Below are 22076 nucleotides of genomic sequence, written 5' to 3'. Positions count from 1 at the left end.
CCATGGCCAAGCTCGAACTCCTCCCCGCCGTCGACGTCCGTGACGGCCAGGCCGTGCGCCTCGTGCACGGCGAGTCCGGGACCGAGACCTCCTACGGCTCCCCGCTGGAGGCGGCCCTCGCCTGGCAGCGCTCCGGCGCCGAGTGGCTGCACCTGGTCGACCTCGACGCCGCCTTCGGCACCGGCGACAACCGCGAGCTGATCGCCGAGGTCGCCGGGGCGATGGACATCAAGGTGGAGCTGTCCGGCGGCATCCGCGACGACGACACGCTCGCCGCGGCCCTCGCCACCGGCTGCACCCGCGTCAATCTCGGCACGGCCGCGCTGGAGACCCCCGAATGGGTCGCCAAGGTCATCGCCGAGCACGGCGACAGGATCGCGGTCGGTCTGGACGTGCGCGGCACCACCCTGCGCGGCCGCGGCTGGACCCGGGACGGCGGCGACCTCTACGAGACGCTGGCGCGCCTCGACAAGGAGGGCTGCGCCCGCTACGTCGTCACCGACATCGCCAAGGACGGCACCCTGCAGGGCCCGAACCTGGAGCTGCTGCGGAACGTCTGCGCGGTCACCGACCGCCCGGTCGTGGCCTCCGGCGGCGTGTCGTCCCTGGACGACCTCCGCGCCATCGCCGGGCTGGTACCCCTCGGTGTCGAGGGCTCCATCGTCGGGAAGGCCCTGTACGCGAAGGCGTTCACCCTGGAAGAGGCACTGGAGGCAGTGGCGTCATGACATCCGAGGCCGTACGGCGCGTGCAGAGCGGGAGTCCCTGGGAAGAGAGCTTCGGCTTCGCCCGCGCCGTCGCGGCGGGTGACCGGGTCCTGGTGGCCGGCACGACGTCCTTCAAGGGCACCGTGCTGTACGGGGAGGGCGACCCGTACGAACAGGCCAAGGTGTCCTTCACCAGCGCCCTCGAGGCGATCGGCGAGTTCGGCCTCGGCATCGGGTCCGTGCTGCGCACCCGGATGTACCTGACCCATGTGCGGGACGTCGACGCGGTGGGCCGCGCCCACAAGGAGATCTTCGACTCCGTCCGCCCGGCCGCGACCCTGCTGGTCGTGGAGGGGTTCGTCGACCCGCGCATCCTGGTCGAAGTGGAACTAGAGGCATTCAGAGGAGCCGTGACCTCATGACCCTGGCGGTCCGAGTCATCCCCTGCCTGGACGTGGACAACGGCCGGGTCGTCAAGGGCGTCAACTTCCAGAACCTGCGCGACGCGGGCGACCCCGTCGAGATGGCCAAGGTGTACGACGCCGAGGGCGCCGACGAGCTGACGTTCCTGGACATCACCGCGTCCTCCGGCGACCGGGAGACCACCTACGACGTGGTGCGCCGCACCGCCGAGCAGGTCTTCATCCCGCTCACGGTGGGCGGCGGCGTCCGCACCGCCGAGGACGTCGACAGGCTGCTGCGGGCCGGCGCGGACAAGGTCGGCGTGAACACCGCCGCCATCGCCCGCCCCGACCTGATCCGCGAGATCGCGGAACGGTTCGGCCGGCAGGTCCTGGTGCTGTCGGTGGACGCGCGCCGCACCGAGGGCGGCGCCTTCGAGGTGACGACCCACGGCGGCCGCAAGGGCACCGGCATCGACGCCGTCGAGTGGGCCCACCGCGCGGCCGAGCTGGGCGCCGGGGAGATCCTGCTCAACTCCATGGACGCCGACGGCACCAGGGACGGCTACGACCTGGAGATGATCGCGGCCGTCCGCAAGCACGTCACCGTCCCGGTGATCGCCTCCGGCGGCGCCGGCCGGCTGGCGGACTTCCCGCCGGCCATCGACGCCGGCGCCGACGCGGTCCTGGCCGCCTCGGTCTTCCACTTCGGCGACCTGCGCATCGGCGAGGTCAAGCGGACCCTGCGGGAGGCCGGCCACCCCGTGCGGTGACACCCCGAAAGCCGGTGCCGTGAACGGAAGGTCCACGCGCTCGCGCCGGTGTCCCCGGTCACGGCAGCGGACATACCGGCCCCGGCCGCCCGACGAGGCGGCCGGGGCCCTGTCATGGGCCGCCCGCCCCGCGGGCCGCCCGTCCTCCGCGTGAGCCCATGCGAAAGGAAAGTTGCGCAACATTTATTGTGCAATTCTTCTTTCACATCTAGGGTCGGAGCCATGACAGCCAAGGGGAGCCGTCCCATCACGGACGTGGGCACGCTCAAGGCGCTGGCCCACCCGCTGCGGATGAAGCTGTACCGAGCCCTGTGCGTGGCCGGCAAGGCGACCGCCTCGCACCTCGCCGACCAGGTCGACGAGGCGGTCTCGCTGGTCAGCTACCACCTGCGCAAGCTCGCCGAGCACGGCCTCATCGAGCAGGCCCGCCCGCAGAGCGCCGACGGCCGCGAGCGCTGGTGGCAGCCCTCCTCCGAAGGTGTGAGCATCCGCGACCAGGACTTCCGGGACGCGCCCGAGAAGGCGGCCGCGCACCTGGCGGCGACCCGGCTCTTCCACGACCAGCGCACCGACCTCTACCGCCGCTACCTGGACGAACGGCCCACCTGGAGCGCCGAGTGGAACACGGCCGCGGCCGACAGCGAGTCCCTGCTCCGCCTCACCGCGCCCGAGATGCGCGAACTGCGGGACGAACTGCTCGCGCTGATCCGCAGGTACGACGAGAGGGGCCGGTCCGCCGAAGCCGCCGGCGAAACCGAAGGGCGCGAGCACGTCGCGCTGCACGTGTACGGATTCCCGTTCCGCGTCTGAGAAGGGCCCCGCCGTGACCGACACCCTCGTACCCCCGGTCTCCGCCACCGGGGACCGGCCCGCCCACCGCGACCCCAACGTGCTGCGCTGGCTCGGCGCCTACACCGCCTCCATGCTCGGCGACAGCGTCTACTACATCGCCCTGTCCTGGGCCGCCGTCCAGGCCGGCACCCCCGCGCAGGCCGGTGTCGTGATGTCCGTCAGCGCGCTGCCGAGGGCCGTGCTGATGCTCGGCGGGGGAGTCCTCGCCGACCGCCTCGGCCCGCGCCGCGTCGTCATCGGCAGCGACGCCGTGCGCTGCGCGGCCGTCCTGGCGGTGGCCGCCCTGCTGTTCCTCACCGGCCCGGGACTGTGGCCGCTCGCGCTGCTGGCCCTGCTGTTCGGCACCGTCGACGCCGTGTTCATGCCCGCGGTGGGCGCCCTCCCGGCCAGGATCACCGGCAAGGGCCAGCTCGCCCGCGTCCAGGGCATGCGCGGCCTCGCCATCCGCTGCGCGGGCGTGGCCGGCGCCCCGCTCGGCGGACTCGGCGTGGCCCTGGGCGGAGCACCGGCCGCCTTCGCCCTCGCCGGGCTGCTGATCGCCGTCTCCGTGCCCCTGCTGATCTCCGTGCGCCTGCGACCGCTGCCCGGCGACGACGCGGTCGGCGCCCCGCGCGCCACCGCCTGGGCGGACCTCGCCGGCGGCCTGCGCTACATCCGCGGCCACCGCGTCCTCGCCCCGCTCATGCTGGCCATCGCCCTCGGCGACTTCGGCTTCGTCGGCCCGCTCAACGTGGGCCTGACGCTGCTCGCCGACCGGCGCGGCTGGGGCGCCGCCGGCATGGGCTGGGTGCTCGCCGGGTTCGGCGCCGGAGCGGGCGCCGCCTCGCTGCTGCTCGCCGTACGGGGCCGGGTGCCGCGCGCCGGACTGGTCGCCGCCTGGGCGATCCTCGCCGGGTCGGTCGCCATCGGCGCCCTCGCCTACGTGCCCCGGCTCGCCGGCGCCGTCGGCGTCGCCCTGCTCATCGGGCTGCTCGCCGGGCTCAGCGGGGTGCTGTGCGGGGCGCTGCTGCAGACCCGGTCCGACCCCGCCTACCTCGGCCGGGTCACCGCCGTCGCCAGTGTGGTCAGCCTCGGCCTGGCCCCCCTGAGCATGCCGTTCGCGGCCGCCGCCATCGGGGCCTTCGGCCTCGGCCCGGTGTTCGTGGCCAGCGCGGCCGTCTGCGGGCTCGGCGGCGTGGTCGCCCTGTGCGTCCCCGGGCTGCGCCACGCGGAGCTCCCCCGCTGACGCCTCCACGCGCGGCACCGGGTGCGCTGCCCGGACGGCGCACCCGGTGCCGCGCGTGGGGCCGGGTTCAGAAGCCGAGCTGCTTCGACTCGTGCAGGACGGCGATCGCGTTCTCGTCGCCGTCGAGCTCCACCTTCGCCTCGCTCTGCCGCCCGAAGGCGAACATCAGCAGCTCCGAGGGCTCACCGGTCACCGTCACCACGGGAGTGCCCCGGTGCGCCACCGACGTCTGGCCGTCCGGGCGGCGCAGCACCAGACCGGTCGGAACCCCCCGGCCCAGCAGCCGGGCGCTGCGCTCCAGACGGGACCAGAGCGCGTCCTGGAACACCGCGTCCAGCTCGCGCGGGCCCCAGTCCGGCCGGGCCCGGCGGACGTCCTCGGTGTGCACGTAGAACTCGACCGTGTTGGCGGCCTCGTCGACCTGCTTGAGCTGGAACGGCGAGAAGCGCGGCGGGCCGGTCCGGATGAGCTGGATCAGCTCCTCGTACGGCTTCGCGGCGTACTCGGCCAGCACCCTCTCCAGCCGGGAGGCCAGCGGCTTGATCAGCGCGCCCCCCGCCGCGTCCGGGCGGCGCTCGCGCACCACCACGTGCGCGGCCAGGTCACGGGTCCGCCAGCCCTCGCAGAGGGTCGGGGCGTCCGGCCCGACGGTTTCCAAGAGGTCGGCGAGCAGGAGCCGTTCACGCTTGGCGAAGGTCGACATGGAGTCAGCCTACGACTCCGTAACCGGTCCGCCCACCCGTCACCCGGTCGCCCGGCCCCGTCCCCGCCCCCGCCCACCGCGTGCCCACCCCCTGGACAGGGGCGCGGAACCGTCCCGCGCACGCGGCACAATGGCACCCATGACCAGCACTCTCGATCCCGAGATCGCCGCGCGCCTGAAGCGCAGCGCCGACGGACTCCTCCCGGCCATCGCCCAGCAGTACGACACCGGCGAGGTGCTCATGCTCGGCTGGATGGACGACGAGGCGCTGCACCGCACGCTGACCACCGGTCGCTGCACCTACTGGTCGCGCAGCCGCCAGGAGTACTGGGTCAAGGGGGACACCTCCGGCCACGTCCAGTGGGTGAAGTCGGTCGCCCTGGACTGCGACGCCGACACCGTGCTGGTCAGGGTCGACCAGGTCGGCGCCGCCTGTCACACCGGCGCCCGCACCTGCTTCGACGAGGACGTCCTCCTCCAGGACGATCCCGGCGCGAGCGCCCCGCGGGCCCGCCCGGCGACGGCTGATCAGTAAGGTCTGCCGCCATGGACCTCGAGACCTTCCGCAAGCTCGCCACCGACCGGCGTGTCGTCCCGGTCACCCGCAAGCTCCTCGCCGACGGCGACACCCCGGTCGCGCTCTACCGCAAGCTCGCCGCCGAACGCCCCGGCACCTTCCTGCTGGAGTCCGCGGATGGGGGCACCTCCCAGGCGTTCAGCCCTGGGGGAGGGCGCTCCTGGTCCCGCTACTCCTTCGTCGGCGTGCGTTCCGCGGCCACCCTCACCACCCGGGACGGCCAGGCGCACTGGCTCGGCACCCCGCCCGTCGGCGTCCCCGTCGACGGCGACCCGCTCGCCGCCCTGCGCGCCACCATCGAGGCCCTGCACACCCCGCACCAGGAGGGCATGCCGCCCTTCACCGGCGGCATGGTCGGCTACCTCGGCTACGACATCGTCCGCCGCCTGGAGAGGATCGGTCCGGGTGAGCGCGACGACCTCGGGCTGCCCGAGCTGACCATGCTCCTCACCAGCGACCTCGCCGTCATGGACCACTGGGAGGGCTCGGTCCTGCTGATCGCCAACGCGATCAACCACAACGACCTGGAGACCGGCGTGGACGAGGCCCACGCGGACGCCGTGGCCCGCCTCGACGTCATGGAGGCCGACCTCGGCCGCGCGGTCGCCCAGCCCCCGGCCGTGCTGCCGCCCTCCGAGCTGCCCGGGTACACCGCCCGCTGGGGCGGCCCCGACTTCCAGGCGGCCGTGGAGGACGTCAAGGAGCGCATCCGCGCGGGCGAGGCCTTCCAGGTCGTGCCCTCGCAGCGCTTCGAGACCCCGTGCACGGCGAGCGCGCTGGACGTCTACCGGGTCCTGAGGGCCACCAACCCCTCGCCCTACATGTACCTCTTCCGCTTCGACGGGTTCGACGTCGTCGGCTCCTCCCCCGAGGCGCTGGTGAAGGTCGAGGACGGGCGCGCGATGGTCCACCCCATCGCCGGCACCCGGCACCGCGGCGCCACCCCGCAGGAGGACCAGGCCCTCGCCGACGAGCTGCTCGCCGACCCCAAGGAACGCGCCGAGCACCTGATGCTGGTCGACCTCGGCCGCAACGACCTCGGCCGGGTCTGCGAGCCCGGCTCGGTCGAGGTCGTCGACTTCATGTCCATCGAGCGCTACTCGCACGTCATGCACATCGTCTCCACCGTGACCGGCCGCGTCGCCGAAGGCCGCAGCGCCTTCGACGTGCTGACCGCGTGCTTCCCGGCCGGCACCCTCTCCGGTGCCCCCAAGCCCCGCGCCATGCAGATCATCGACGAGCTCGAACCGTCCCGGCGCGGCCTGTACGGCGGCTGCGTCGGCTACCTCGACTTCGCCGGCGACTCCGACACCGCCATCGCCATCCGCACCGCCCTGCTCCGCGACGGCACCGCCCACGTCCAGGCCGGGGCCGGCATCGTCGCCGACTCCGACCCGGTCGCCGAGGACCAGGAGTGCCGCAACAAGGCCGCCGCGGTGCTGCGGGCGGTGCACACGGCCAACCGGCTGGGCGGGTAGCGCGGCCCGTGCCGAACCCCGGGTGACGGTTCACCCGGGGTTCAGGCGATAGTGGAGTACGTGACTGCCGTACCTCACCCCCGTTCCGAAGCCACCGCGCCCAGCCGGTCCGGCCGGCGCAGTCTCGCCGTGGCCCTGCTGTGCGGCGCGCTCGGCGCGGCCGTGACCCTGCTCGCGACCCGGCAGCGCTGGTCGGAGGGCACCGCCACGGTGGCCGGCGGCGCGTTCCCGCTGACCGCCAGGGGCAGCGACGTCACGGGCGTCCCCGCGGCCCTCGCCATAGTGGGTCTGGCCGCCCTGGTCGCCGTCTTCGCCGTCCGCCGGGCCGGGCGCCTCGCCGTCGCGGCACTGCTCGCGCTCAGCGGCGCCGGCATCGTCGCCGCCGCGTTCGCCGGGGCCTCCGACAGCTCAGCGCTGGACGAGGAGGCCGCCCGGACCACCGGCGACACCTCGGCCGCGGTCACCGCCCTCGCGCACACCGGCTGGCCCTACGTCGCCGCCGCCGGCGGCGTCCTGATCCTGCTCGCCGGACTGCTGGCCCTGCGCTACGGCTCCCTGTGGCCCGCCATGTCCGGCCGCTACGAACGCGGCTCGGACCGCCCGCGCCGCAAGGCCGCCGCGGCCGACCCGGAGCGCCCCGAGGAGATCTGGAAGGCCCTGGACCGCGGCGAGGACCCCACCGGCGCCTGAGGCCGCCCCCGCGCCCCGCCGGATGTGGCGAACCAGACGCCACCCCCGCGTCCGGCACACGCGTGCGTGCGGGACAATGGACGAAGAGCGCCCGGCTCGCACGGTGACGCGCTCGCAACCGTACGGACACGTACTTCGACACGCACGAGCAACGAGGAGCAAGTCATGGCGGGCAGCAGCCACGGTCACACCCCGGCCGCCTGGACCGGCGTCACCATCGCCTTCATCGGTTTCTGCGTCGCGGGTGCCTTCATGGTGATGGCCCAGCCGGTCGGCTTCTGGGCGGGCATCGTGATCGTGCTCCTCGGCGGCGTCGTCGGCGCCGCCATGCGCGCCATGGGCCTCGGCCAGCAGAAGCACCCCCGGACCACCGCGCACGGCGGCCACGTCCCCACCCGCGAGCCGGCCGGCGCCGAGGGCTGAGCCCCACCGCCTCCCCCGAGGGGCGGCCCCCGTCGCATCCGGTGGGGGCCGCCCCTCGCGCGCGTGCCGCGGCCGCGCGGGGCAGAATGCGGACGTGAACCCCGACAGCGGCACCGCCCCGCACCCCACGCCCACCACCGCCTGGAACCGGATCGCCGTCCCCGTCGGTGTCCTCGCGGCCGTCGCCGCCGCCTTCGCGTACGTCGGCTCGGTCGACCCCAACGAGCCCGGCCACTACCCGGTGTGCCCGCTCTACGGCCTGACCGGCCTGTACTGCCCCGGCTGCGGCGGCCTGCGCAGCGCCCATGCCTTCATCCACGGCGATCTCCTTGCCGCCCTGCAGGACAACGCCGCCGGCGTGGCCGCCTACCTGGGCTTCGCGGTGCTGTGGACCGTCTGGATGGTGCGCGCGGTGCGCGGCCGGACGGGGCGGTTCGACCCCGGGCCGGTCCAGATGTGGACCGTCGGCGCGCTGCTGCTGGTTTTCACCGTTGTCCGGAACCTGCCGTTCGGCGGCTGGCTGCATCCTTGATCGAACGGTGAACGTCCAGGTGGTGGGACCGCGGTCCGCCGGATGCGAGGCCTCGGCCGTCCTCCGGATACCATCGCAGTGACCACAGGTTTCTCGACCTGAAGGAACGACCGTCTGGAAGGGGGCCGCTCGCGTGAGTGTGCTCGACGAGATCATCGACGGAGTACGTGCCGACCTCGCGGAGCGGCAGGCGCGCGTCAGCCTCGACGAGCTCAAGGAGCGCGCGGCGAAGGCCCGCCCCGCCAAGGACGGGGTGGCCGCGCTCAAGGGCGACGGCGTCAAGGTCATCTGCGAGGTCAAGCGCTCCAGCCCGTCCAAGGGCGCGCTGGCCGCGATCGCCGACCCGGCCGGGCTCGCGGCGGACTACGAGGCGGGCGGCGCGGCCGTCATCTCGGTCCTGACCGAACAGCGCCGTTTCGGCGGCTCGCTGGCCGACCTGGAGGCGGTCCGCGCACGCGTGGACATCCCCGTCCTGCGCAAGGACTTCATCGTCACGTCGTACCAGCTCTGGGAGGCCCGGGCGTACGGCGCCGACCTCGCGCTGCTGATCGTCGCCGCCCTGGACCAGCCGGCCCTGGAGTCGCTGATCGAGCGCGCCGTCTCCATCGGCCTCACCCCGCTGGTGGAGGTGCACGACGAGGACGAGGTCGAACGGGCGGTGGACGCCGGTGCCCGCGTCATCGGCGTCAACGCGCGCAACCTGAAGACCCTGCGGGTCGACCGCGACACGTTCGAGCGCGTCGCCCCGGAGATCCCCGACCACCTCGTCAAGGTCGCCGAGTCCGGGGTGCGCGGGCCGCACGACCTGATCGCCTACGCCAACGCCGGCGCCGACGCGGTGCTGGTCGGCGAGTCCCTGGTCACCGGGCGCGACCCGAAGGCCGCCGTGTCCGACCTGGTCGCCGCCGGCGAACACCCCGCGCTCCGGCACGGGCGGGGCTGACCCCCGGCTAAGCTGGTCCCGATGATGCTTCCGATCACCCCGGCGACACGGGACGCCTACGCCCGCCTCGCCCGCGGCTGCCGGCCCCGAGGCTGCCGTGCCCCCGCGCGTCGGGTGCACGGGCGGCGGGTCCGCTATGTGATCGGTGACGAACCCGGTCAGGTGAACGGCATGCGATGGCGTCACTCCGCGTGCGCGCCACCCGCGGTGAGCTGAGCCGACGGCCGTTTCCGACGCCGCCTGATCCACGCCCTCCGCCGACCGGACCGCTCGGGGGACTCCCCCCGGCTCCGGCCCCCGCCCGTCCGCCGTCCGACCCGGACGCCGGGAAGCGGGCGGGAGACGCCGTCGAGGGCGGCGCACGCGTACCCGTACCCCAAGTCCTGCAACCCGGGGCCCAGCCCCTGCGAGGTATCCGTATGCCCAGCGAGTTCTTCGTCCCCGATCCCACCGGCCAGGTGCCCAGCGCCGAGGGCTACTTCGGTGCGTTCGGCGGCAAGTTCATCCCGGAGGCGCTCGTCGCCGCCGTGGACGAGGTCGCCGTCGAGTACGACAAGGCCAAGGCCGACCCCGAGTTCGCCCGTGAACTCGACGACCTGCTGGCGAACTACACCGGCCGCCCCAGCGCACTGACCGAGGTGCCGGGGTTCGCCGGACACGCCGGCGGCGCCCGCGTCTTCCTCAAGCGGGAGGACCTGAACCACACCGGCTCCCACAAGATCAACAACGTGCTCGGTCAGGCCCTGCTCACCAAGCGCATGGGCAAGACCCGCGTCATCGCCGAGACCGGCGCCGGCCAGCACGGTGTCGCCACCGCCACCGCCTGCGCCCTCTTCGGCCTCGAATGCACCATCTACATGGGCGAGATCGACACCCGGCGCCAGGCCCTCAACGTCGCCCGCATGCGCATGCTCGGCGCCGAGGTGGTCGCCGTGAAGTCCGGCAGCCGCACCCTGAAGGACGCCATCAACGAGGCGTTCCGGGACTGGGTCGCCAACGTCGACCGCACCCACTACCTGTTCGGCACCGTGGCCGGCCCGCACCCCTTCCCGGCCATGGTCCGGGACTTCCACCGGGTCATCGGCGTGGAGGCGCGGCGGCAGCTCCTGGAGCGCGCCGGACGGCTGCCCGACGCCGCGATCGCCTGCGTGGGCGGCGGCTCCAACGCCATCGGCCTGTTCCACGCCTTCATCCCCGACGAGGGCGTCCGGCTCATCGGCTGCGAGCCCGCCGGGCACGGCATCGAGACCGGCGAGCACGCGGCCACGCTCACCGCCGGTGAGCCCGGCATCCTGCACGGCTCCCGGTCCTACGTCCTGCAGGACGACGAGGGCCAGATCACCGAGCCGTACTCCATCTCGGCCGGTCTGGACTACCCGGGCATCGGCCCCGAGCACTCCTACCTCAAGGACTCCGGGCGCGGCGAGTACCGCGCGGTCACCGACGACGCGGCCATGCAGGCCCTGCGCCTGCTGTCGCGCACCGAGGGCATCATCCCGGCCATCGAGAGCGCGCACGCCCTCGCGGGCGCCCTGGAGGTCGGCAGGGAGCTGGGGCCGGACGGCCTGATCGTGGTCAACCTGTCCGGCCGCGGCGACAAGGACATGGACACCGCGGCGCGCTACTTCGGCCTCTACGACCCCGACGCCGAGGTGGCCGCCAACGACGCCGACACCGCCGAGATCGAGGGGGACGCCAAGTGAGCGGCAACATCGGGCTGCTGACGGACACACTCGCCGCCGCGAAGGCGGAGGGCCGGTCCGCGCTCATCGCCTACCTCCCGGCCGGGTTCCCGACCGTGGACGGCGGCATCGAGGCGATCAAGGCCGTGTTCGACGGCGGCGCGGACGTCGTGGAGGTGGGCCTGCCGCACAGCGACCCCGTCCTCGACGGCCCGGTCATCCAGACCGCCGACGACATCGCCCTGCGCGGCGGGGTCAGGGTCGCCGACGTCATGCGCACGGTCAGGGAGGCCCACGAGGCCACCGGCAAGCCCGTGCTCGTGATGACGTACTGGAACCCCGTCGACCGCTACGGCGTCGAGCGTTTCGCCGCCGAGCTGGCCGAGGCGGGCGGCGCGGGCTGCATCCTGCCCGACCTGCCGGTCCAGGAGTCGGCCCTGTGGCGGGAGCACGCCGAGAAGCACGGCCTCGGCACCGTGTTCGTCGTCGCTCCCAGCAGCAGGGACGAACGGCTGGTGCGGATCACCGAGGCGGGCAGCGGTTTCGTCTACGCGGCCTCGCTGATGGGCGTCACCGGCACCCGCGAGTCCGTCGGCGCGCAGGCGCAGGACCTGGTGGAGCGCACCCGGGCCACCGGCACCGGACTGCCGGTGTGCGTCGGGCTCGGCGTCTCCGACGCGGCCCAGGCCGCCGAGGTCGCGGGGTTCGCCGACGGAGTCATCGTGGGCTCGGCGTTCGTCAAGCGGATGCTGGACGCCCCCGACCACGCCGCCGGTCTCGAGGCGGTGCGCGCGCTCGCCGGAGAGCTGGCCAAGGGCGTGCGCCGGCAGGCATAGGCGCCCATGAGCGGCGTCAGCCGGTGACGACGGGGCATCCGGCTCACTCGAACGAGTGGACCTCGTGCCGGGGAGGCGCGCTGCGCCTCCCCGGTTCGTTCTGGTGGTGTGAGTGAGAAGAACCGTGACGGAAAGCGCACCGCCCGAGAGCGGATTGCGGCGGAGCGTGCGAGGCAGAGGACCGCGGACCGGCGGCGCCGCACGCTGATCGTGGGCGCGAGCGTCGTCTGCGTCCTGGGACTCGCCGCGGTGATCGGGGTGATCGCCGCCAACTCGGGCCAGGGCAAGAAGAGCAGCACCGGCTCGGGCCCGGTCGTGGTGCCCTCGGGTGCGCAGGGCCAGGACAGCCTGGCGATCCCGGTCGGCAAGGCAGGCGCCAAGTCGACGCTCACGGTCTGGGAGGACTTCCGCTGTCCCGCCTGCATGGCCTTCGAGGCGCGGTACCGGGCGGCGCTGCACGAGCTGACCGACGCGGGCAAGCTCAGGGTCGAGTACCACCTGGTCCGGCTGATCGACGGCAACCTCGGCGGCAGCGGCTCCCTGCGCGCGGCGAACGCCGCCGCCTGCGCCCAGGACGCCGGGAAGTTCCGCGACTACCACGACGTGCTGTACGCGAACCAGCCCCAGGAGACCGACGACGCGTTCGGGAACAACGCCAAGCTGATCCAGCTCGCCGGAAAGGTGAACGGCCTCGACACCCCGGCGTTCCGCAAGTGCGTGGACAACGGCACCCATGACGGCTGGGTGGACAAGTCCCACAAGGCGTTCGAGGCCGGCCACTACGGCAGCACGCCCACCGTCCTGCTGGGCGGCAAGAACATCTACGCGGACCGGACGATGACCCCGGAGAAGCTGAAGCAGATGGTGGAGCAGGAGAACCAGGGGTAAGGGATTCTCACGCGCCCGTTACGGACCCGTAGCCCGTCCGCTTGCCGTCCGCCCGGCCCGGCACGGTAGCGTCGACCCTGCCATGGAACTTGCCTACATCCCCAGCCCGTCGCACGGGGTGCTGTATCTCGGCCCCATCCCGCTGCGCGGATACGCCTTCTGCATCATCATCGGCGTCTTCATCGCCGTCTGGCTCGGCAACAGGCGCTGGATCGCCCGGGGCGGGCGGTCCGGCACGGTCGCCGACATCGCCGTCTGGGCGGTGCCCTTCGGCCTGGTCGGCGGCCGCCTGTACCACGTGATCACGGACTACGAGCTGTACTTCAGCGAGGGCCGTCACTGGGTGGACGCCTTCAAGGTGTGGGAGGGCGGCCTGGGCATCTGGGGCGCGATCGCGCTGGGCGCGCTCGGTGCCTGGATCGGCGCACGGCGCCGGGGCATCCCGATGCCCGCCTACGCCGACGCCGTCGCCCCCGGCATCGCCCTCGCGCAGGCCATGGGCCGCTGGGGCAACTGGTTCAACCAGGAACTGTACGGACACGAGACGCACGTCCCCTGGGCGCTGCACATCACCTCCTCCGAGGGCGGCCGGGTGCCGGGCTACTACCACCCGACCTTCCTCTACGAGTCCCTGTGGTGCGTCGGCGTCGCCCTCCTGGTCATCTGGGCCGACCGCCGCTTCCGGATGGGCCACGGCCGGGCCTTCGCCCTGTACGTCGCCGCGTACTGCGTGGGCCGCGCCTGGATCGAGTACATGCGGGTCGACGACGCCCACCACATCCTGGGCCTGCGCCTCAACGACTGGACCGCGCTGATCGTGTTCCTGCTCGCGGTCGCGTACATCGTGGTGTCCGCCAGGACGCGTCCCGGACGCGAAGCGGTGGTCGAGCCGGGTGTCTCCGACGGCGGGACCGCCGGCCCCGAGGCCGAGGCCGGCGCCGGGGACGGGACCGGGCGGCGGACCGAGGGCGACACCGCGGACGCCACGGACGACGCGTCCGGGAAGAAGGCCGGGGACGAGGCCGCGGACCGGGCCGGGGACAAGCCCGGGGACGAGCGCGAAGCCCGCGCCGAGTCCGACGCCGCGGCGGTGCAGGACGAGGCGGAGTCCGCGAAGAAGAGCTGACCGCCGTACATCCCGACGAGGGGCGCCCCGGGGATCCGGGGCGCCCCTCGCCGCCATGTACGGCCCGATCCGGACGAAAGGCCCCGCTCGCGCCCGGCGGCCGGCCGGTCCGCCGGGCGCGCCTCACTCCCGGCGTGCCAGCGAGAGCGTCCGTCGCGCCGCGGCCACCACCGCGGCGTCGACGAAGCGGCCGTCGGGCAGGGCCTGGGCACCCTGGTCCGTCGCCGCCGCCTTGACGACCGTCTCCGCGTGCTCCAGTTCCGCCGGGGTCGGGAGGTAGGCCCGCTCGATCACCGGGAGCTGCCGCGGATGGATCGCCGCGCGGCCCAGGAAGCCCAGGGCCCGGCCCCGGGCGCAGGAGGCCGCGAGGCCGTCCAGGTCGCGGATGTCGGGATGCACGGACTGGGGCGGCGGGGGGAGCCCGGCGGCCCGGGCGGCCACCACCACCCGCGAGCGCGGCCAGTCCAGGCCCGCGTCGGCCCGTACGCCCAGGTCGGCCCGGAGATCGGCCTCGCCGAGGGAGATGCCCCGCAGGGACGGGTGGGCGGCGGCGATCACGTAGGCGTGCTCGATGGCCAGAGCCGACTCCAGCAGGGCGTGCAGGGGGCGGGCGGCGGCCACGGCGGCCTGCCTGACCTGCCCGGCGGAACTCACCTTCGGCAGCCGCAGCCCCGTCACGCCCGGCAGCGCGGCCAGGGCCGTGAGGTCGGCGGCCGCCCACGGGCCGTCCAGGGCGTTGACCCGGACGTGGACCGGGACCCGCTGCGGCTCGGCCAGCCGTTCGGCCGTGGCCGCCCGGGCGTACTCCTTGCGGTCGGGGGCGACCGCGTCCTCCAGGTCGATCACCACCACGTCGGCGCCCCGGGCCAGCGCCTTGGTCACGACATGCGGGCGGTCGCCGGGGGCGTACAGCCAGGTCAGCGGGAACGGCGTCACAGGGCGCCCTCCTCGCGCAGGGCGCGCAGCTCGTCCGGGCCGAGACCCAGCTCGGTGAGGACCGCGTCGGTGTCGGCGCCGTGCGGGCGCCCGGCCCAGCGGATCGCGCCGGGCGTGCCGGACAGCCGGAAGAGGACGTTCTGCATGCGCAGCGGGCCCAGCTCCGGGTCGTCGACGGTGGTCACGGTGTCCAGGGCCTGGTACTGCGGGTCGGCCAGGACGTCCCGGACGTCCTGGACGGGGGCCACCGCCGCCTCCGCCTTCTCGAAGGCGGCGAGCACCTCGGCGCGGTCGCGGGCCGCGATCCAGCTCCCGACCGCCTCGTCCAGCACCTCGGCGTGCGCGGCCCGCCGCGCGCCGGTGGTGAACCACGGCTCCTCGATCAGCTCGGGGCGGCCCACCAGCCGCATGACCCGCTCCGCCACCGACTGGGCGGAGGTGGAGACGGCGACCCAGGCGCCGTCGGCGGTGCGGTAGGTGTTGCGCGGTGCGTTGTTCGCGGACCGGTTCCCGGTGCGCTCCTGGACGTAGCCGAGCTGGTCGTACCAGGTGGGCTGGGGGCCCAGGACCGCGAGGATCGGCTCGATGATCGCCATGTCCACGACCTGGCCCTCGCCGGTGCGGTCCCGGGCGGCCAGTGCCGTCAGCACGGCGTAGGCCGTCGCCAGCGCCGCGACCGAGTCGGCGAGGCCGAAGGGCGGGAGCGTCGGTGGCGCGTCCGGTTCGCCGGTGAGCGCGGCGAAGCCGCTCATCGCCTCGGCGAGGGTGCCGAAACCGGGGCGGTGCGCGTAGGGGCCGAACTGGCCGAAGGCCGTGACCCGGGTGAGGACCAGCCGTGGATTGACGGCGGACAGCTCCGGCCAGCCCAGGTCCCACCTCTCCAGGGTGCCGGGGCGGAAGTTCTCGATCACCACGTCGGCGGTGGCCGCCAGCCGCAGCAGGGTCGCGCGGCCGCCGGGCCGGGACAGGTCGAGGGTGATCGTGCGCTTGTTGCGCCCGAGCACCTTCCACCACAGGCCGACACCGTCCTTCGCCGGGCCGTGGCCTCTGGACGGGTCGGGCCGCCCCGGATGTTCCACCTTGATCACCTCGGCGCCGAAGTCGCCGAGCAGGGTGGCCGCCATGGGGCCGGCGAAGAGGGTGGCCAGGTCCAGGACCCGCAGCCCGCCGAGGGACCGGGGGCCCTCGGGGCGCCTGTTCTCGGGATGCGTGCTCATGCGTGGTACTGCGCCTCGATCTCCGGGCGGTAGGGCATGGACGCCGACGCGCCCTCCCGCTGCACCGACAGGGCCGCGGCGGCCGCCGCCCAGGTCAGCGCCTCGCGCACCGGTTTCTCCTCGGCGAGGGCCACCGCGAGCGTTCCGACGAAGGTGTCTCCCGCGCCGGTGGAGTCCACGGCCCTGACCTGGGGTGCCGGAACGACCAGTGGCTCGGTGCCCCGGGCCAGGTACAGGCAGCCGGTCGCGCCCAGCGTGACGACGACCTCGGGGATCAGCTCCATCAGGGCGGCGGCGGCCGCGCGGGGGTCGGTGCGGCCGGTGAGGGTGACGGCCTCGTACTCGTTGGCGACCAGCAGGTCGGTGGCCTCCAGCAGGTCGGGGGGCAGCGGCTGCGCGGGGGAGGGGGTGAGGACGGTGCGGACCCCGTGCCGTCGTGCGGCCTCCGCCCCGGCGACCACCGCGGCCAGCGGGATCTCCAGTTGCAGCAGCAGGGCGTCGGCGGAGGCGATGACGCCCTCGTCGCCGGCGGCGAGGTGGTCGACGGTGCCGTTCGCGCCGGGGATGACGACGATGGAGTTGCCGCCCTCGTCGTCCACCACGATGTGCGCGGTGCCGGACGGGCCCTCCACCGTGCGCAGGAAGTCGGTGTCGGCGCCCGAGTGTTCGAGGGTGTCGCGCAGGCGGACGCCGAAGGCGTCGTTGCCGACCGCGCCGATCATCGAGACCGTGGCTCCGGCCCGGGCCGCGGCGATGGCCTGGTTGGCGCCCTTGCCACCGGGGACGGTGCGGAACTCCCGGCCCGTCACGGTCTCGCCGCGCTGCGGGGCCTTGGCGACATAGGTGACGAGGTCCATGTTCGTGCTGCCGAGGACGGCGATGTGGGTCATGGGCGGGTCGCCTCCAGGTACGTGAGTCGGGCGAGGGTGTCGAAGCCGGTGCCGTCGAAGTCCGCGACGGTGGTGGCGAGCCGGTTCTTCAGCGGGGTCCGCCAGCGCTCGGGGAGCGCGCGCGGGGTGCCGGCGAGGAGACCGGCGACGCTGCCGGCGGCCGCCCCGTTGGAATCCGTGTCCCAGCCGCCGGACACCGCACGGCACACGGATCCGCCGAAGTCGCCGCCCGCGTGACTGAGGGCGGCGACGATCAGGGCGGTGTTGGGGACGGCGTGGACCCAGTGGTGGGTGGCGGCGTAGGCGGCGTGCAGCTCGTCCACGACGTCGTCGAAGTCCTCGTGCCGCGCGGCCAGCCGCAGCGCGTGGTCGACGGCCCCCGCCAGCCGCGAGCGGTCCGGGACCACCGCGCGGCCGGCACGCAGACAGGCGTGCACGTCCGTGTCGCCGCCGGCGGCGGCGGCGGCGGCGAGCGCGGCGGCCGTGAACATCGCCGCGTACACGCCGTTGGCGGTGTGGGTGAGGAGCGCGTCGCGGTGGGCCTGTTCCGCGGCGGCTGCGGGGTCGCCGGGGTTGGTCCAGCCGTGGACGTCGGCGCGGATCAGGGCGCCGATCCACTCGCGGAAGGGGTTGCGGTGGCGGGCGGTGTGCGGGGGCTCGACACCGCAGAGCAGGTTGCGCAGGGCGACCCGCTCGGCGGTGAAGGCGCGGCCGGGCGCGAGTTCGTCCAGCCAGAGCGCCGCGACGTCGGCGGTGCTGAAGCCCCTGCCGTGGCGGCGGAGCAGCAGGAGGCCCAGCAGCGGGTAGTCGAGGTCGTCGTCCGCGGGCATCCCGTCGATGTTCTCGGCGAGGGACGTCGGGGCCGAGCGACGGTTCCAGGGGTACTGGGCGAGGAGGTCCCCGGGGACGCCGCGGGCGGTGAACCAGGTGGTCAGGGGCCAGTTGCCGGTGGCCCTCGCGAGGGCCCGGATGCCGTCGAGGGGGAGTTTCTCGACCGGCTTGCCCAGGAGGCAGCCGGCTGCCCTGCCCAGCCAGGCCGCTTCCAGGGCGAGCGGCGTGGTCTCCCCCCGGGGGCGCGCGGCGGGCCAGTCGGGGCAGGCGGCCCTGATGGCGGTCAGATCCGTGGGCTCGTCCTCCGCCAGCCGGCTCGGCAGGTCGGCCAGCTCGTCCAGCAGGTCCTCCGCGAGAAGGCGCAGATAGCGCGAGGCCCGCTGCGGTGAGGCCCCCGCCCGCTCCGGGGCCGGCGGACCGCCGGCCGCCCGCCACCGCGCCTCGATCCGCGCCGGCTCCCGGCCGTCCAGGCGGGCCTGGACGAGTTCGTGGCCCAGCAGGTCCTCGGGCTGCACCCAGGTCACTCGCAGCACGATGTGCCTCCCAGCGCCGCGAACGCCCGCTCGTGCGCCCGCCTGCGGTCCACGTCCCGCCGGAAGACCTCGCGGGTGACCTCGGTGAGCGCGCGGGCCGGCTCCCACAGGTCCAGGCGGCTCGCCTCCGCCACCGTCTTCGCCCAGTCCACGGGGACCGGCGAGCCCAGGGCGCCCGCGAGCGCGCCGGCCATCGTGGCGATCGAGTCGCAGTCCCGGCCGTAGTTCACCGAGCCCAGCACCGCGTGGCGGTAGTCCCCGCCGGCGACCAGCAGCATGCCCAGGGCCACCGGGAGTTCCTCGATCGAGTGCAGCCGGGAGGGGCGCCGGGCGCCGAGGGAGGGGGAGCGGTAGTCGGGGCCGACCGTGTCGTACGGGGCCACCGCCGCCCGCAGCGGCTCCAGTGCCGACTCGAAGTCCCGGTGACCGCGCGCCACTTCGCAGACCGTTTCGATCGCCGCGCGCGTGCCGTCCTTCGCCAGCCCCAGACAGGCGGTCACCACGGAGTCCGCGGTGGCGTCCGGCGTGGTGGCGGCGGCGACCGCGGCGGCGAAGACCCCGGCGGCCTCGCGGCCGTAGGAGGACTGGTGCGCGCCCGCGACGTCCAGCGCCTCGGCGTACGCGGCGGCCGGGTCGGCCGCGTTGACCAGGCCGACCGGGGCCATGTACATCGCCGCCCCGCAGTTGACGATGTTGCCGACGCCCGCCTCCCGCGGATCCACATGGCCGTACGCCAGCCGCGCCACCAGCCACTTCTCCGCGAGGAAGAGGCGGTGCAGCGGCAGCGTCTCGGTCTGCAGTTCCGGGATCCAGCGCGGGTTCGCCATCAGGTCCGGGACCAGGTGGTCGGCGACCGCGTACGCGTCGAGGTGGTCGCGGACCTCCGTGTAGACCCGGACCAGCGCGTGGGTCATCAGGGTGTCGTCGGTGACGTGGCCGTCGCCCTTGTGGTAGGGGGCGATGGGGCGGGCGGTGCGCCAGTCCTCGCCGTGCCAGGGGCCGACGACGCCGTGGACGCGGCCGCCGTGGCGGTCGGTGATCTGGTCGGGGGAGTAGCCCTCGACGGGTCCGCCGAGCGCGTCGCCGACGGCCGCCCCCACCAGGGCGCCGGTGATCCGTTCGTCGAGACCGGCCGGCCGCGCCGCATCCGGACCACGGCTTTCTTCTCCTTTGGGCGTCATGCCCGAATCATCCTCCTGGCCGGGCTCGGTGCGCGGCTTCCAGGAGCCCGGCGAGTTCCACCAGGTCCGTGCCGGTCAGACGGGGCAGGGCGCAGCCGGACAGGGTGCGGCAGGCCTCCCGCCAGGTGGCCGGGAGGGCCGCGCCGCCCTCCAGGGCCCCGGTGAGCGCGCCCGCGAGGGCCGGGGCGGAGTCGGCGACCCGGGACAGGCAGGCGGCGGTGGGCACGGCCTCGGCGATGCGGCCGCGGGCGGCGGTCGCGAGGGCGAGCGCGACGGGGACGGTCTCGGCGGCGGCGATGCCGTAGCTGTAGACGTGGTCGACGATCTGGTGCTCCAGGAGCGGGACGAGGGCGAAGGCGCCCTCGCAGTCCCGGGCCAGCGCGAGGGCGTGCCGGGCGTTGCGGCCGATCTCCGTCCCCTCGGGGAGTTCGGCGAGCGCGGCCGCGACACAGGCGTCCGGGTCCGCTCCGGCGAGGGCGAGCGCCAGGGCCGCCGCCATCGCGCGTGCGCCGTGCACGCCGTCGCCGTCCTGGGTGTAACGGGCGTCGAACTCCGCCAGGTCGGCCGCGCGGGCGGGGTCGCCGGGGTGGGCCACGGCGAGCACGCAGGCGCGCACGCAGGCCGCGTCGTCGAAGTAGTGCGGGTTGTCGTGCCCGGTGGCGGGCGGCCGCAGTCCGGTGGCCAGGTTGCCGAGGCCGGCCCGCACGGAGATCCGGGCCCGCAACGGGAGCACGGCGGACTCGATCTCGGGAGCGCGTTCCGCCGCCGCGGCCACCTCGGCGGCGACGGCGGTCCAGGTGAGGTCGATGGCCGCGCGCATCCGGCGCTCGCGGCCGAGGTCGCCGAGCACGTCGTCGTCACCGGCCCGCAGGACGGCCTCCGCGGCGAACGCCGCCCACTCGGCGTCGTCGGAGGGGCCGAGGCGGAGGGGTTCGGGCGGCTGGTTGAGGGCGATCGGCACCGGCAGCGTGGTGGTGTCGTTCCGCTCGGCGAAGGTGTCCAGTTCACGGGTGAGGCGGCGGGTCCACTCGGGCATGCGGGCCGCCCGGTGGCGCGCGGCGGGCCAGCCGGCGGCGTCCCCGGCGGCGAGTCCCAGCAGCAGCCCTTCGACGCGGCGCCCGGTCACGCCCGGCCCTCGCCGTCCTGCTGCCCGGTGTTCCCGGCCCCCACCAGCGGGCCTGGCTCCCGGGCCGCCCGGCCGCCCGGCCCGGCCGGGAGCGCCGCGGGCGGTTCACCGGCCCGGCAGGCGGGGGGCAGCGCGGCGGGCAGGTGCTCCGCCGCCTCGTCCGACGGCAGGCCGTCGCCCGGCCCCGCGGCCGCCTCGTCACCGGCGCCCTGGGGCGCGGTCGCGCGTGCCACCTCCCGGACCCCCTTCGGCAGGGAGCCCGGCAGGATCACCCCCGCTCCCCACTTGCCGCCCTCCTCCGGAACCAGCAGCTCCGCCACGTCCAGGACGTGGTGGCCGGCCATGGAGGGCAGGCAGCGGCCGCGGGCCGGGCCGATGGCGGCGGCCCAGTCGGCCGGGATCGCCGAGATGCCCTGGGTGGCGCCGGCGAGGGCGCCCGCCACCGCCGCCGTGGTGTCCGCGTCACGGCCCATGTTCACCGCGGTGAGGACGGCCGCGCGGAAGTCCCCGTCGGCCGCCGCGTACGCGCCGAAGGCGAGGGCGACCGCCTCGGGTGCCAGGTCGGTCCAGGGGTAGCCGCCGATGACCACCGCCGAGCGCACCGCCCGTTCGCCGCGGTGGGCCACGGTCACCGCACGCCGCAGGGAGCGGGCGGTCCAGGAGTCCTCGGGGACGACGGCGAGCGCGGAGGCGATCACGACCGCGGGGGTGGCCCCCGCCATCGCGGCCGCCACCCCCGCCGCGACCGCCCGGCCGCCGTGGATGCCCTCGCCGTCGTGGCTGACCGAGCCGTCGATCGCCACCAGCCGGGCCGCCTCACCGGGGCGCCCGGCGGCGAAGACGCCGAAGGGCGCCGCGCGCATGGCGAGACCGTCGCTCCAGGCGTGCCGGTGCTGGGCGGAGATCGGCGCGGCCAGACCGCGGCGGAGGTTCTCCAGCGTGCCGCGCTCACTGAAGCCCGCGCCCCGGAACGGCCCCTCGGCCCGGTCGGCGATCCACTCGTGCCAGGCGCTCTCCACATGGGCCGGGGTGAGCGCCGAGCCGTGCCGGGCCAGTAGCAGGCCCGAGAAGATGGCGTACTCCGTGTCGTCCGTGCCGCACGGCCGCTCGCTGACGTACCCGGTGATCCGGCCCCAGCGGGCGCGGATCTCGGAGGGCCTCAGGTTCTCCGCCGGCGCCCCCAGCGCGTCGCCGACGGCCAGGCCGAGCATTGCGCCGCGGGCCCGTTCGCGCGGTCCCGGGGTCTCCCCGGGCGCCGGGGACGGGGGAGTGCAGGCGATCGACGCCATGGGCGGCCTCTCCTTCCGCAGGGCCACGGGCCGTCCGCGGGGACACGGCCCCCTGGCGGGACGGCGTTCGCGGACGCCTCTGCGGATGTCTCCCACGGTGATGCCGCGCACGAGCCTGGGACGTCCGCCTGTCACCCGCTCGGTGCGTGAGCGCCCATGATCGCTGACGGGCGTTCTGTGGAGAAGCCGCAGGTAAGCGCAGCCTTTCCTTGCTGGCGCCCGAGGCGTCACCGGCGT

Annotated in this window: 24 protein-coding genes; 16 read left to right on the top strand and 8 right to left on the bottom strand. The window is 74.8% G+C overall.

Going from position 1 to position 22076, the window contains the following annotated elements; genetic code table 11:
* Nucleotides 1-2: 2 nt before the first annotated feature.
* The 5 genes from priA to MXD57_RS12890 all read left to right on the top strand — a co-directional run bounded on the left by priA (nt 3) and on the right by MXD57_RS12890 (nt 3958).
* Entirely contained in the window at nt 3-728 is a 726-nt protein-coding gene (gene priA, locus MXD57_RS12910; protein WP_250401514.1) for a bifunctional 1-(5-phosphoribosyl)-5-((5-phosphoribosylamino)methylideneamino)imidazole-4-carboxamide isomerase/phosphoribosylanthranilate isomerase PriA, read from the top strand.
* Nucleotides 725-1129, top strand: a complete 405-nt coding sequence (locus MXD57_RS12905) for a RidA family protein (protein ID WP_250401513.1) — start codon at nt 725-727, stop codon at nt 1127-1129. The genes priA and MXD57_RS12905 overlap by 4 nt, the downstream gene beginning before the upstream one ends.
* Entirely contained in the window at nt 1126-1881 is a 756-nt protein-coding gene (gene hisF, locus MXD57_RS12900; RefSeq protein WP_250401512.1) for an imidazole glycerol phosphate synthase subunit HisF, read from the top strand. The genes MXD57_RS12905 and hisF overlap by 4 nt, the downstream gene beginning before the upstream one ends.
* A 222-nt stretch (nt 1882-2103) precedes the next feature.
* Nucleotides 2104-2691 carry an ArsR/SmtB family transcription factor gene (locus tag MXD57_RS12895; RefSeq protein WP_250401511.1) on the top strand — a complete coding sequence of 196 codons (588 nt, stop codon included), beginning with the start codon at nt 2104-2106 and terminating at the stop codon, nt 2689-2691.
* 13 nt (nt 2692-2704) lie between these two features.
* Entirely contained in the window at nt 2705-3958 is a 1254-nt protein-coding gene (locus MXD57_RS12890; protein ID WP_250401510.1) for an MFS transporter, read from the top strand.
* A 67-nt stretch (nt 3959-4025) separates the two neighbouring features.
* Here MXD57_RS12890 and MXD57_RS12885 read toward each other — a convergent pair whose 3' ends face one another.
* The gene (locus MXD57_RS12885; RefSeq protein ID WP_250401509.1) at nt 4026-4661 is read right to left on the bottom strand and encodes a TIGR03085 family metal-binding protein; all 636 of its coding nucleotides are present in this window, start codon (nt 4659-4661) and stop codon (nt 4026-4028) included.
* A 130-nt stretch (nt 4662-4791) separates the two neighbouring features.
* Between MXD57_RS12885 and hisI the strand changes: the two genes are divergently transcribed.
* The 11 genes from hisI (at nt 4792) to lgt (ending at nt 13836) form a co-directional block, all read left to right on the top strand.
* Nucleotides 4792-5196: a phosphoribosyl-AMP cyclohydrolase gene (gene hisI / locus MXD57_RS12880; protein WP_250401508.1), complete on the top strand. Its 405-nt coding sequence runs from the start codon at nt 4792-4794 to the stop codon at nt 5194-5196.
* 11 nt (nt 5197-5207) lie between these two features.
* Nucleotides 5208-6716, top strand: a complete 1509-nt coding sequence (locus MXD57_RS12875; protein WP_250401507.1) for an anthranilate synthase component I — start codon at nt 5208-5210, stop codon at nt 6714-6716.
* A gap of 51 nt (nt 6717-6767) precedes the next feature.
* The gene (locus MXD57_RS12870) at nt 6768-7406 is read left to right on the top strand and encodes a TIGR02234 family membrane protein (RefSeq protein WP_250401506.1); all 639 of its coding nucleotides are present in this window, start codon (nt 6768-6770) and stop codon (nt 7404-7406) included.
* A gap of 165 nt (nt 7407-7571) precedes the next feature.
* Nucleotides 7572-7829, top strand: coding sequence for an HGxxPAAW family protein (locus MXD57_RS12865; protein WP_250401505.1), 258 nt, complete (start codon nt 7572-7574; stop codon nt 7827-7829).
* Between the two features lie 94 nt (nt 7830-7923).
* Nucleotides 7924-8361 carry a DUF2752 domain-containing protein gene (locus tag MXD57_RS12860; protein ID WP_250401504.1) on the top strand — a complete coding sequence of 146 codons (438 nt, stop codon included), beginning with the start codon at nt 7924-7926 and terminating at the stop codon, nt 8359-8361.
* A gap of 133 nt (nt 8362-8494) precedes the next feature.
* Nucleotides 8495-9304: an indole-3-glycerol phosphate synthase TrpC gene (gene trpC / locus MXD57_RS12855; protein WP_250401503.1), complete on the top strand. Its 810-nt coding sequence runs from the start codon at nt 8495-8497 to the stop codon at nt 9302-9304.
* Between the two features lie 21 nt (nt 9305-9325).
* Nucleotides 9326-9520 (top strand): tryptophan biosynthesis modulator TrpM, encoded by a 195-nt coding sequence (gene trpM, locus MXD57_RS31790; RefSeq protein WP_308290728.1) that lies wholly within the window; start codon nt 9326-9328, stop codon nt 9518-9520.
* A gap of 203 nt (nt 9521-9723) precedes the next feature.
* Nucleotides 9724-11007 (top strand): tryptophan synthase subunit beta, encoded by a 1284-nt coding sequence (trpB, locus tag MXD57_RS12850; RefSeq protein ID WP_250401502.1) that lies wholly within the window; start codon nt 9724-9726, stop codon nt 11005-11007.
* Nucleotides 11004-11822, top strand: coding sequence for a tryptophan synthase subunit alpha (trpA, locus tag MXD57_RS12845; protein WP_250401501.1), 819 nt, complete (start codon nt 11004-11006; stop codon nt 11820-11822). Before trpB ends, trpA begins: the two co-directional genes overlap by 4 nt.
* Before the next feature lie 108 nt (nt 11823-11930).
* On the top strand, nt 11931-12710 hold the full coding sequence (locus MXD57_RS12840) for a DsbA family protein (protein WP_250401500.1): 780 nt from the start codon (nt 11931-11933) through the stop codon (nt 12708-12710).
* Between the two features lie 82 nt (nt 12711-12792).
* Nucleotides 12793-13836, top strand: a complete 1044-nt coding sequence (gene lgt, locus MXD57_RS12835) for a prolipoprotein diacylglyceryl transferase (RefSeq protein WP_250401499.1) — start codon at nt 12793-12795, stop codon at nt 13834-13836.
* Between the two features lie 123 nt (nt 13837-13959).
* On the opposite strand, the gene MXD57_RS12830 is transcribed toward lgt, so the two are convergent.
* From MXD57_RS12830 to MXD57_RS12800, 7 genes are read right to left on the bottom strand one after another with little or no spacing between them, the layout of a single operon-like run.
* Nucleotides 13960-14772 (bottom strand): HpcH/HpaI aldolase/citrate lyase family protein, encoded by an 813-nt coding sequence (locus MXD57_RS12830; RefSeq protein WP_250401498.1) that lies wholly within the window; start codon nt 14770-14772, stop codon nt 13960-13962.
* Nucleotides 14769-15989, bottom strand: a complete 1221-nt coding sequence (locus MXD57_RS12825; protein ID WP_250401497.1) for a CaiB/BaiF CoA transferase family protein — start codon at nt 15987-15989, stop codon at nt 14769-14771. Before MXD57_RS12825 ends, MXD57_RS12830 begins: the two co-directional genes overlap by 4 nt.
* Nucleotides 15986-16879 carry a ribokinase gene (rbsK, locus tag MXD57_RS12820; protein ID WP_250401496.1) on the bottom strand — a complete coding sequence of 298 codons (894 nt, stop codon included), beginning with the start codon at nt 16877-16879 and terminating at the stop codon, nt 15986-15988. The genes MXD57_RS12825 and rbsK overlap by 4 nt, the downstream gene beginning before the upstream one ends.
* The gene (locus MXD57_RS12815; RefSeq protein WP_250401495.1) at nt 16876-18243 is read right to left on the bottom strand and encodes an ADP-ribosylglycohydrolase family protein; all 1368 of its coding nucleotides are present in this window, start codon (nt 18241-18243) and stop codon (nt 16876-16878) included. The genes rbsK and MXD57_RS12815 overlap by 4 nt, the downstream gene beginning before the upstream one ends.
* Nucleotides 18231-19424 (bottom strand): ADP-ribosylglycohydrolase family protein, encoded by a 1194-nt coding sequence (locus tag MXD57_RS12810; RefSeq protein WP_250401494.1) that lies wholly within the window; start codon nt 19422-19424, stop codon nt 18231-18233. Before MXD57_RS12810 ends, MXD57_RS12815 begins: the two co-directional genes overlap by 13 nt.
* A gap of 7 nt (nt 19425-19431) precedes the next feature.
* On the bottom strand, nt 19432-20550 hold the full coding sequence (locus MXD57_RS12805; protein WP_250401493.1) for an ADP-ribosylglycohydrolase family protein: 1119 nt from the start codon (nt 20548-20550) through the stop codon (nt 19432-19434).
* A complete protein-coding gene (locus MXD57_RS12800; RefSeq protein ID WP_250401492.1) occupies nt 20547-21839 on the bottom strand; it encodes an ADP-ribosylglycohydrolase family protein in 1293 nt (430 codons plus the stop codon). Before MXD57_RS12800 ends, MXD57_RS12805 begins: the two co-directional genes overlap by 4 nt.
* Between the last annotated feature and the right edge of the window lie 237 nt (nt 21840-22076).

Source organism: Streptomyces cellostaticus (assembly GCF_023630175.1).
GTDB lineage: Bacteria > Actinomycetota > Actinomycetes > Streptomycetales > Streptomycetaceae > Streptomyces > Streptomyces cellostaticus_A.
This window is presented reverse-complemented; position numbering and strand designations above follow the sequence as displayed.

Bases quoted from the DNA above. Each gene is read 5' to 3' on its own strand.
- priA (WP_250401514.1), top strand. From the start codon at position 3: ATGGCCAAGCTCGAACTCCTCCCCGCCGTCGACGTCCGTGACGGCCAG.
- MXD57_RS12905 (WP_250401513.1), top strand. From the start codon at position 725: ATGACATCCGAGGCCGTACGGCGCGTGCAGAGCGGGAGTCCCTGGGAA.
- hisF (WP_250401512.1), top strand. From the start codon at position 1,126: ATGACCCTGGCGGTCCGAGTCATCCCCTGCCTGGACGTGGACAACGGC.
- MXD57_RS12895 (WP_250401511.1), top strand. From the start codon at position 2,104: ATGACAGCCAAGGGGAGCCGTCCCATCACGGACGTGGGCACGCTCAAG.
- MXD57_RS12885 (WP_250401509.1), bottom strand. From the start codon at position 4,661: ATGTCGACCTTCGCCAAGCGTGAACGGCTCCTGCTCGCCGACCTCTTG.
- hisI (WP_250401508.1), top strand. From the start codon at position 4,792: ATGGCACCCATGACCAGCACTCTCGATCCCGAGATCGCCGCGCGCCTG.
- MXD57_RS12875 (WP_250401507.1), top strand. From the start codon at position 5,208: ATGGACCTCGAGACCTTCCGCAAGCTCGCCACCGACCGGCGTGTCGTC.
- MXD57_RS12865 (WP_250401505.1), top strand. From the start codon at position 7,572: ATGGCGGGCAGCAGCCACGGTCACACCCCGGCCGCCTGGACCGGCGTC.
- trpM (WP_308290728.1), top strand. From the start codon at position 9,326: ATGATGCTTCCGATCACCCCGGCGACACGGGACGCCTACGCCCGCCTC.
- trpB (WP_250401502.1), top strand. From the start codon at position 9,724: ATGCCCAGCGAGTTCTTCGTCCCCGATCCCACCGGCCAGGTGCCCAGC.
- lgt (WP_250401499.1), top strand. From the start codon at position 12,793: ATGGAACTTGCCTACATCCCCAGCCCGTCGCACGGGGTGCTGTATCTC.
- MXD57_RS12825 (WP_250401497.1), bottom strand. From the start codon at position 15,989: ATGAGCACGCATCCCGAGAACAGGCGCCCCGAGGGCCCCCGGTCCCTC.
- rbsK (WP_250401496.1), bottom strand. From the start codon at position 16,879: ATGACCCACATCGCCGTCCTCGGCAGCACGAACATGGACCTCGTCACC.
- MXD57_RS12810 (WP_250401494.1), bottom strand. From the start codon at position 19,424: ATGACGCCCAAAGGAGAAGAAAGCCGTGGTCCGGATGCGGCGCGGCCG.
- MXD57_RS12800 (WP_250401492.1), bottom strand. From the start codon at position 21,839: ATGGCGTCGATCGCCTGCACTCCCCCGTCCCCGGCGCCCGGGGAGACC.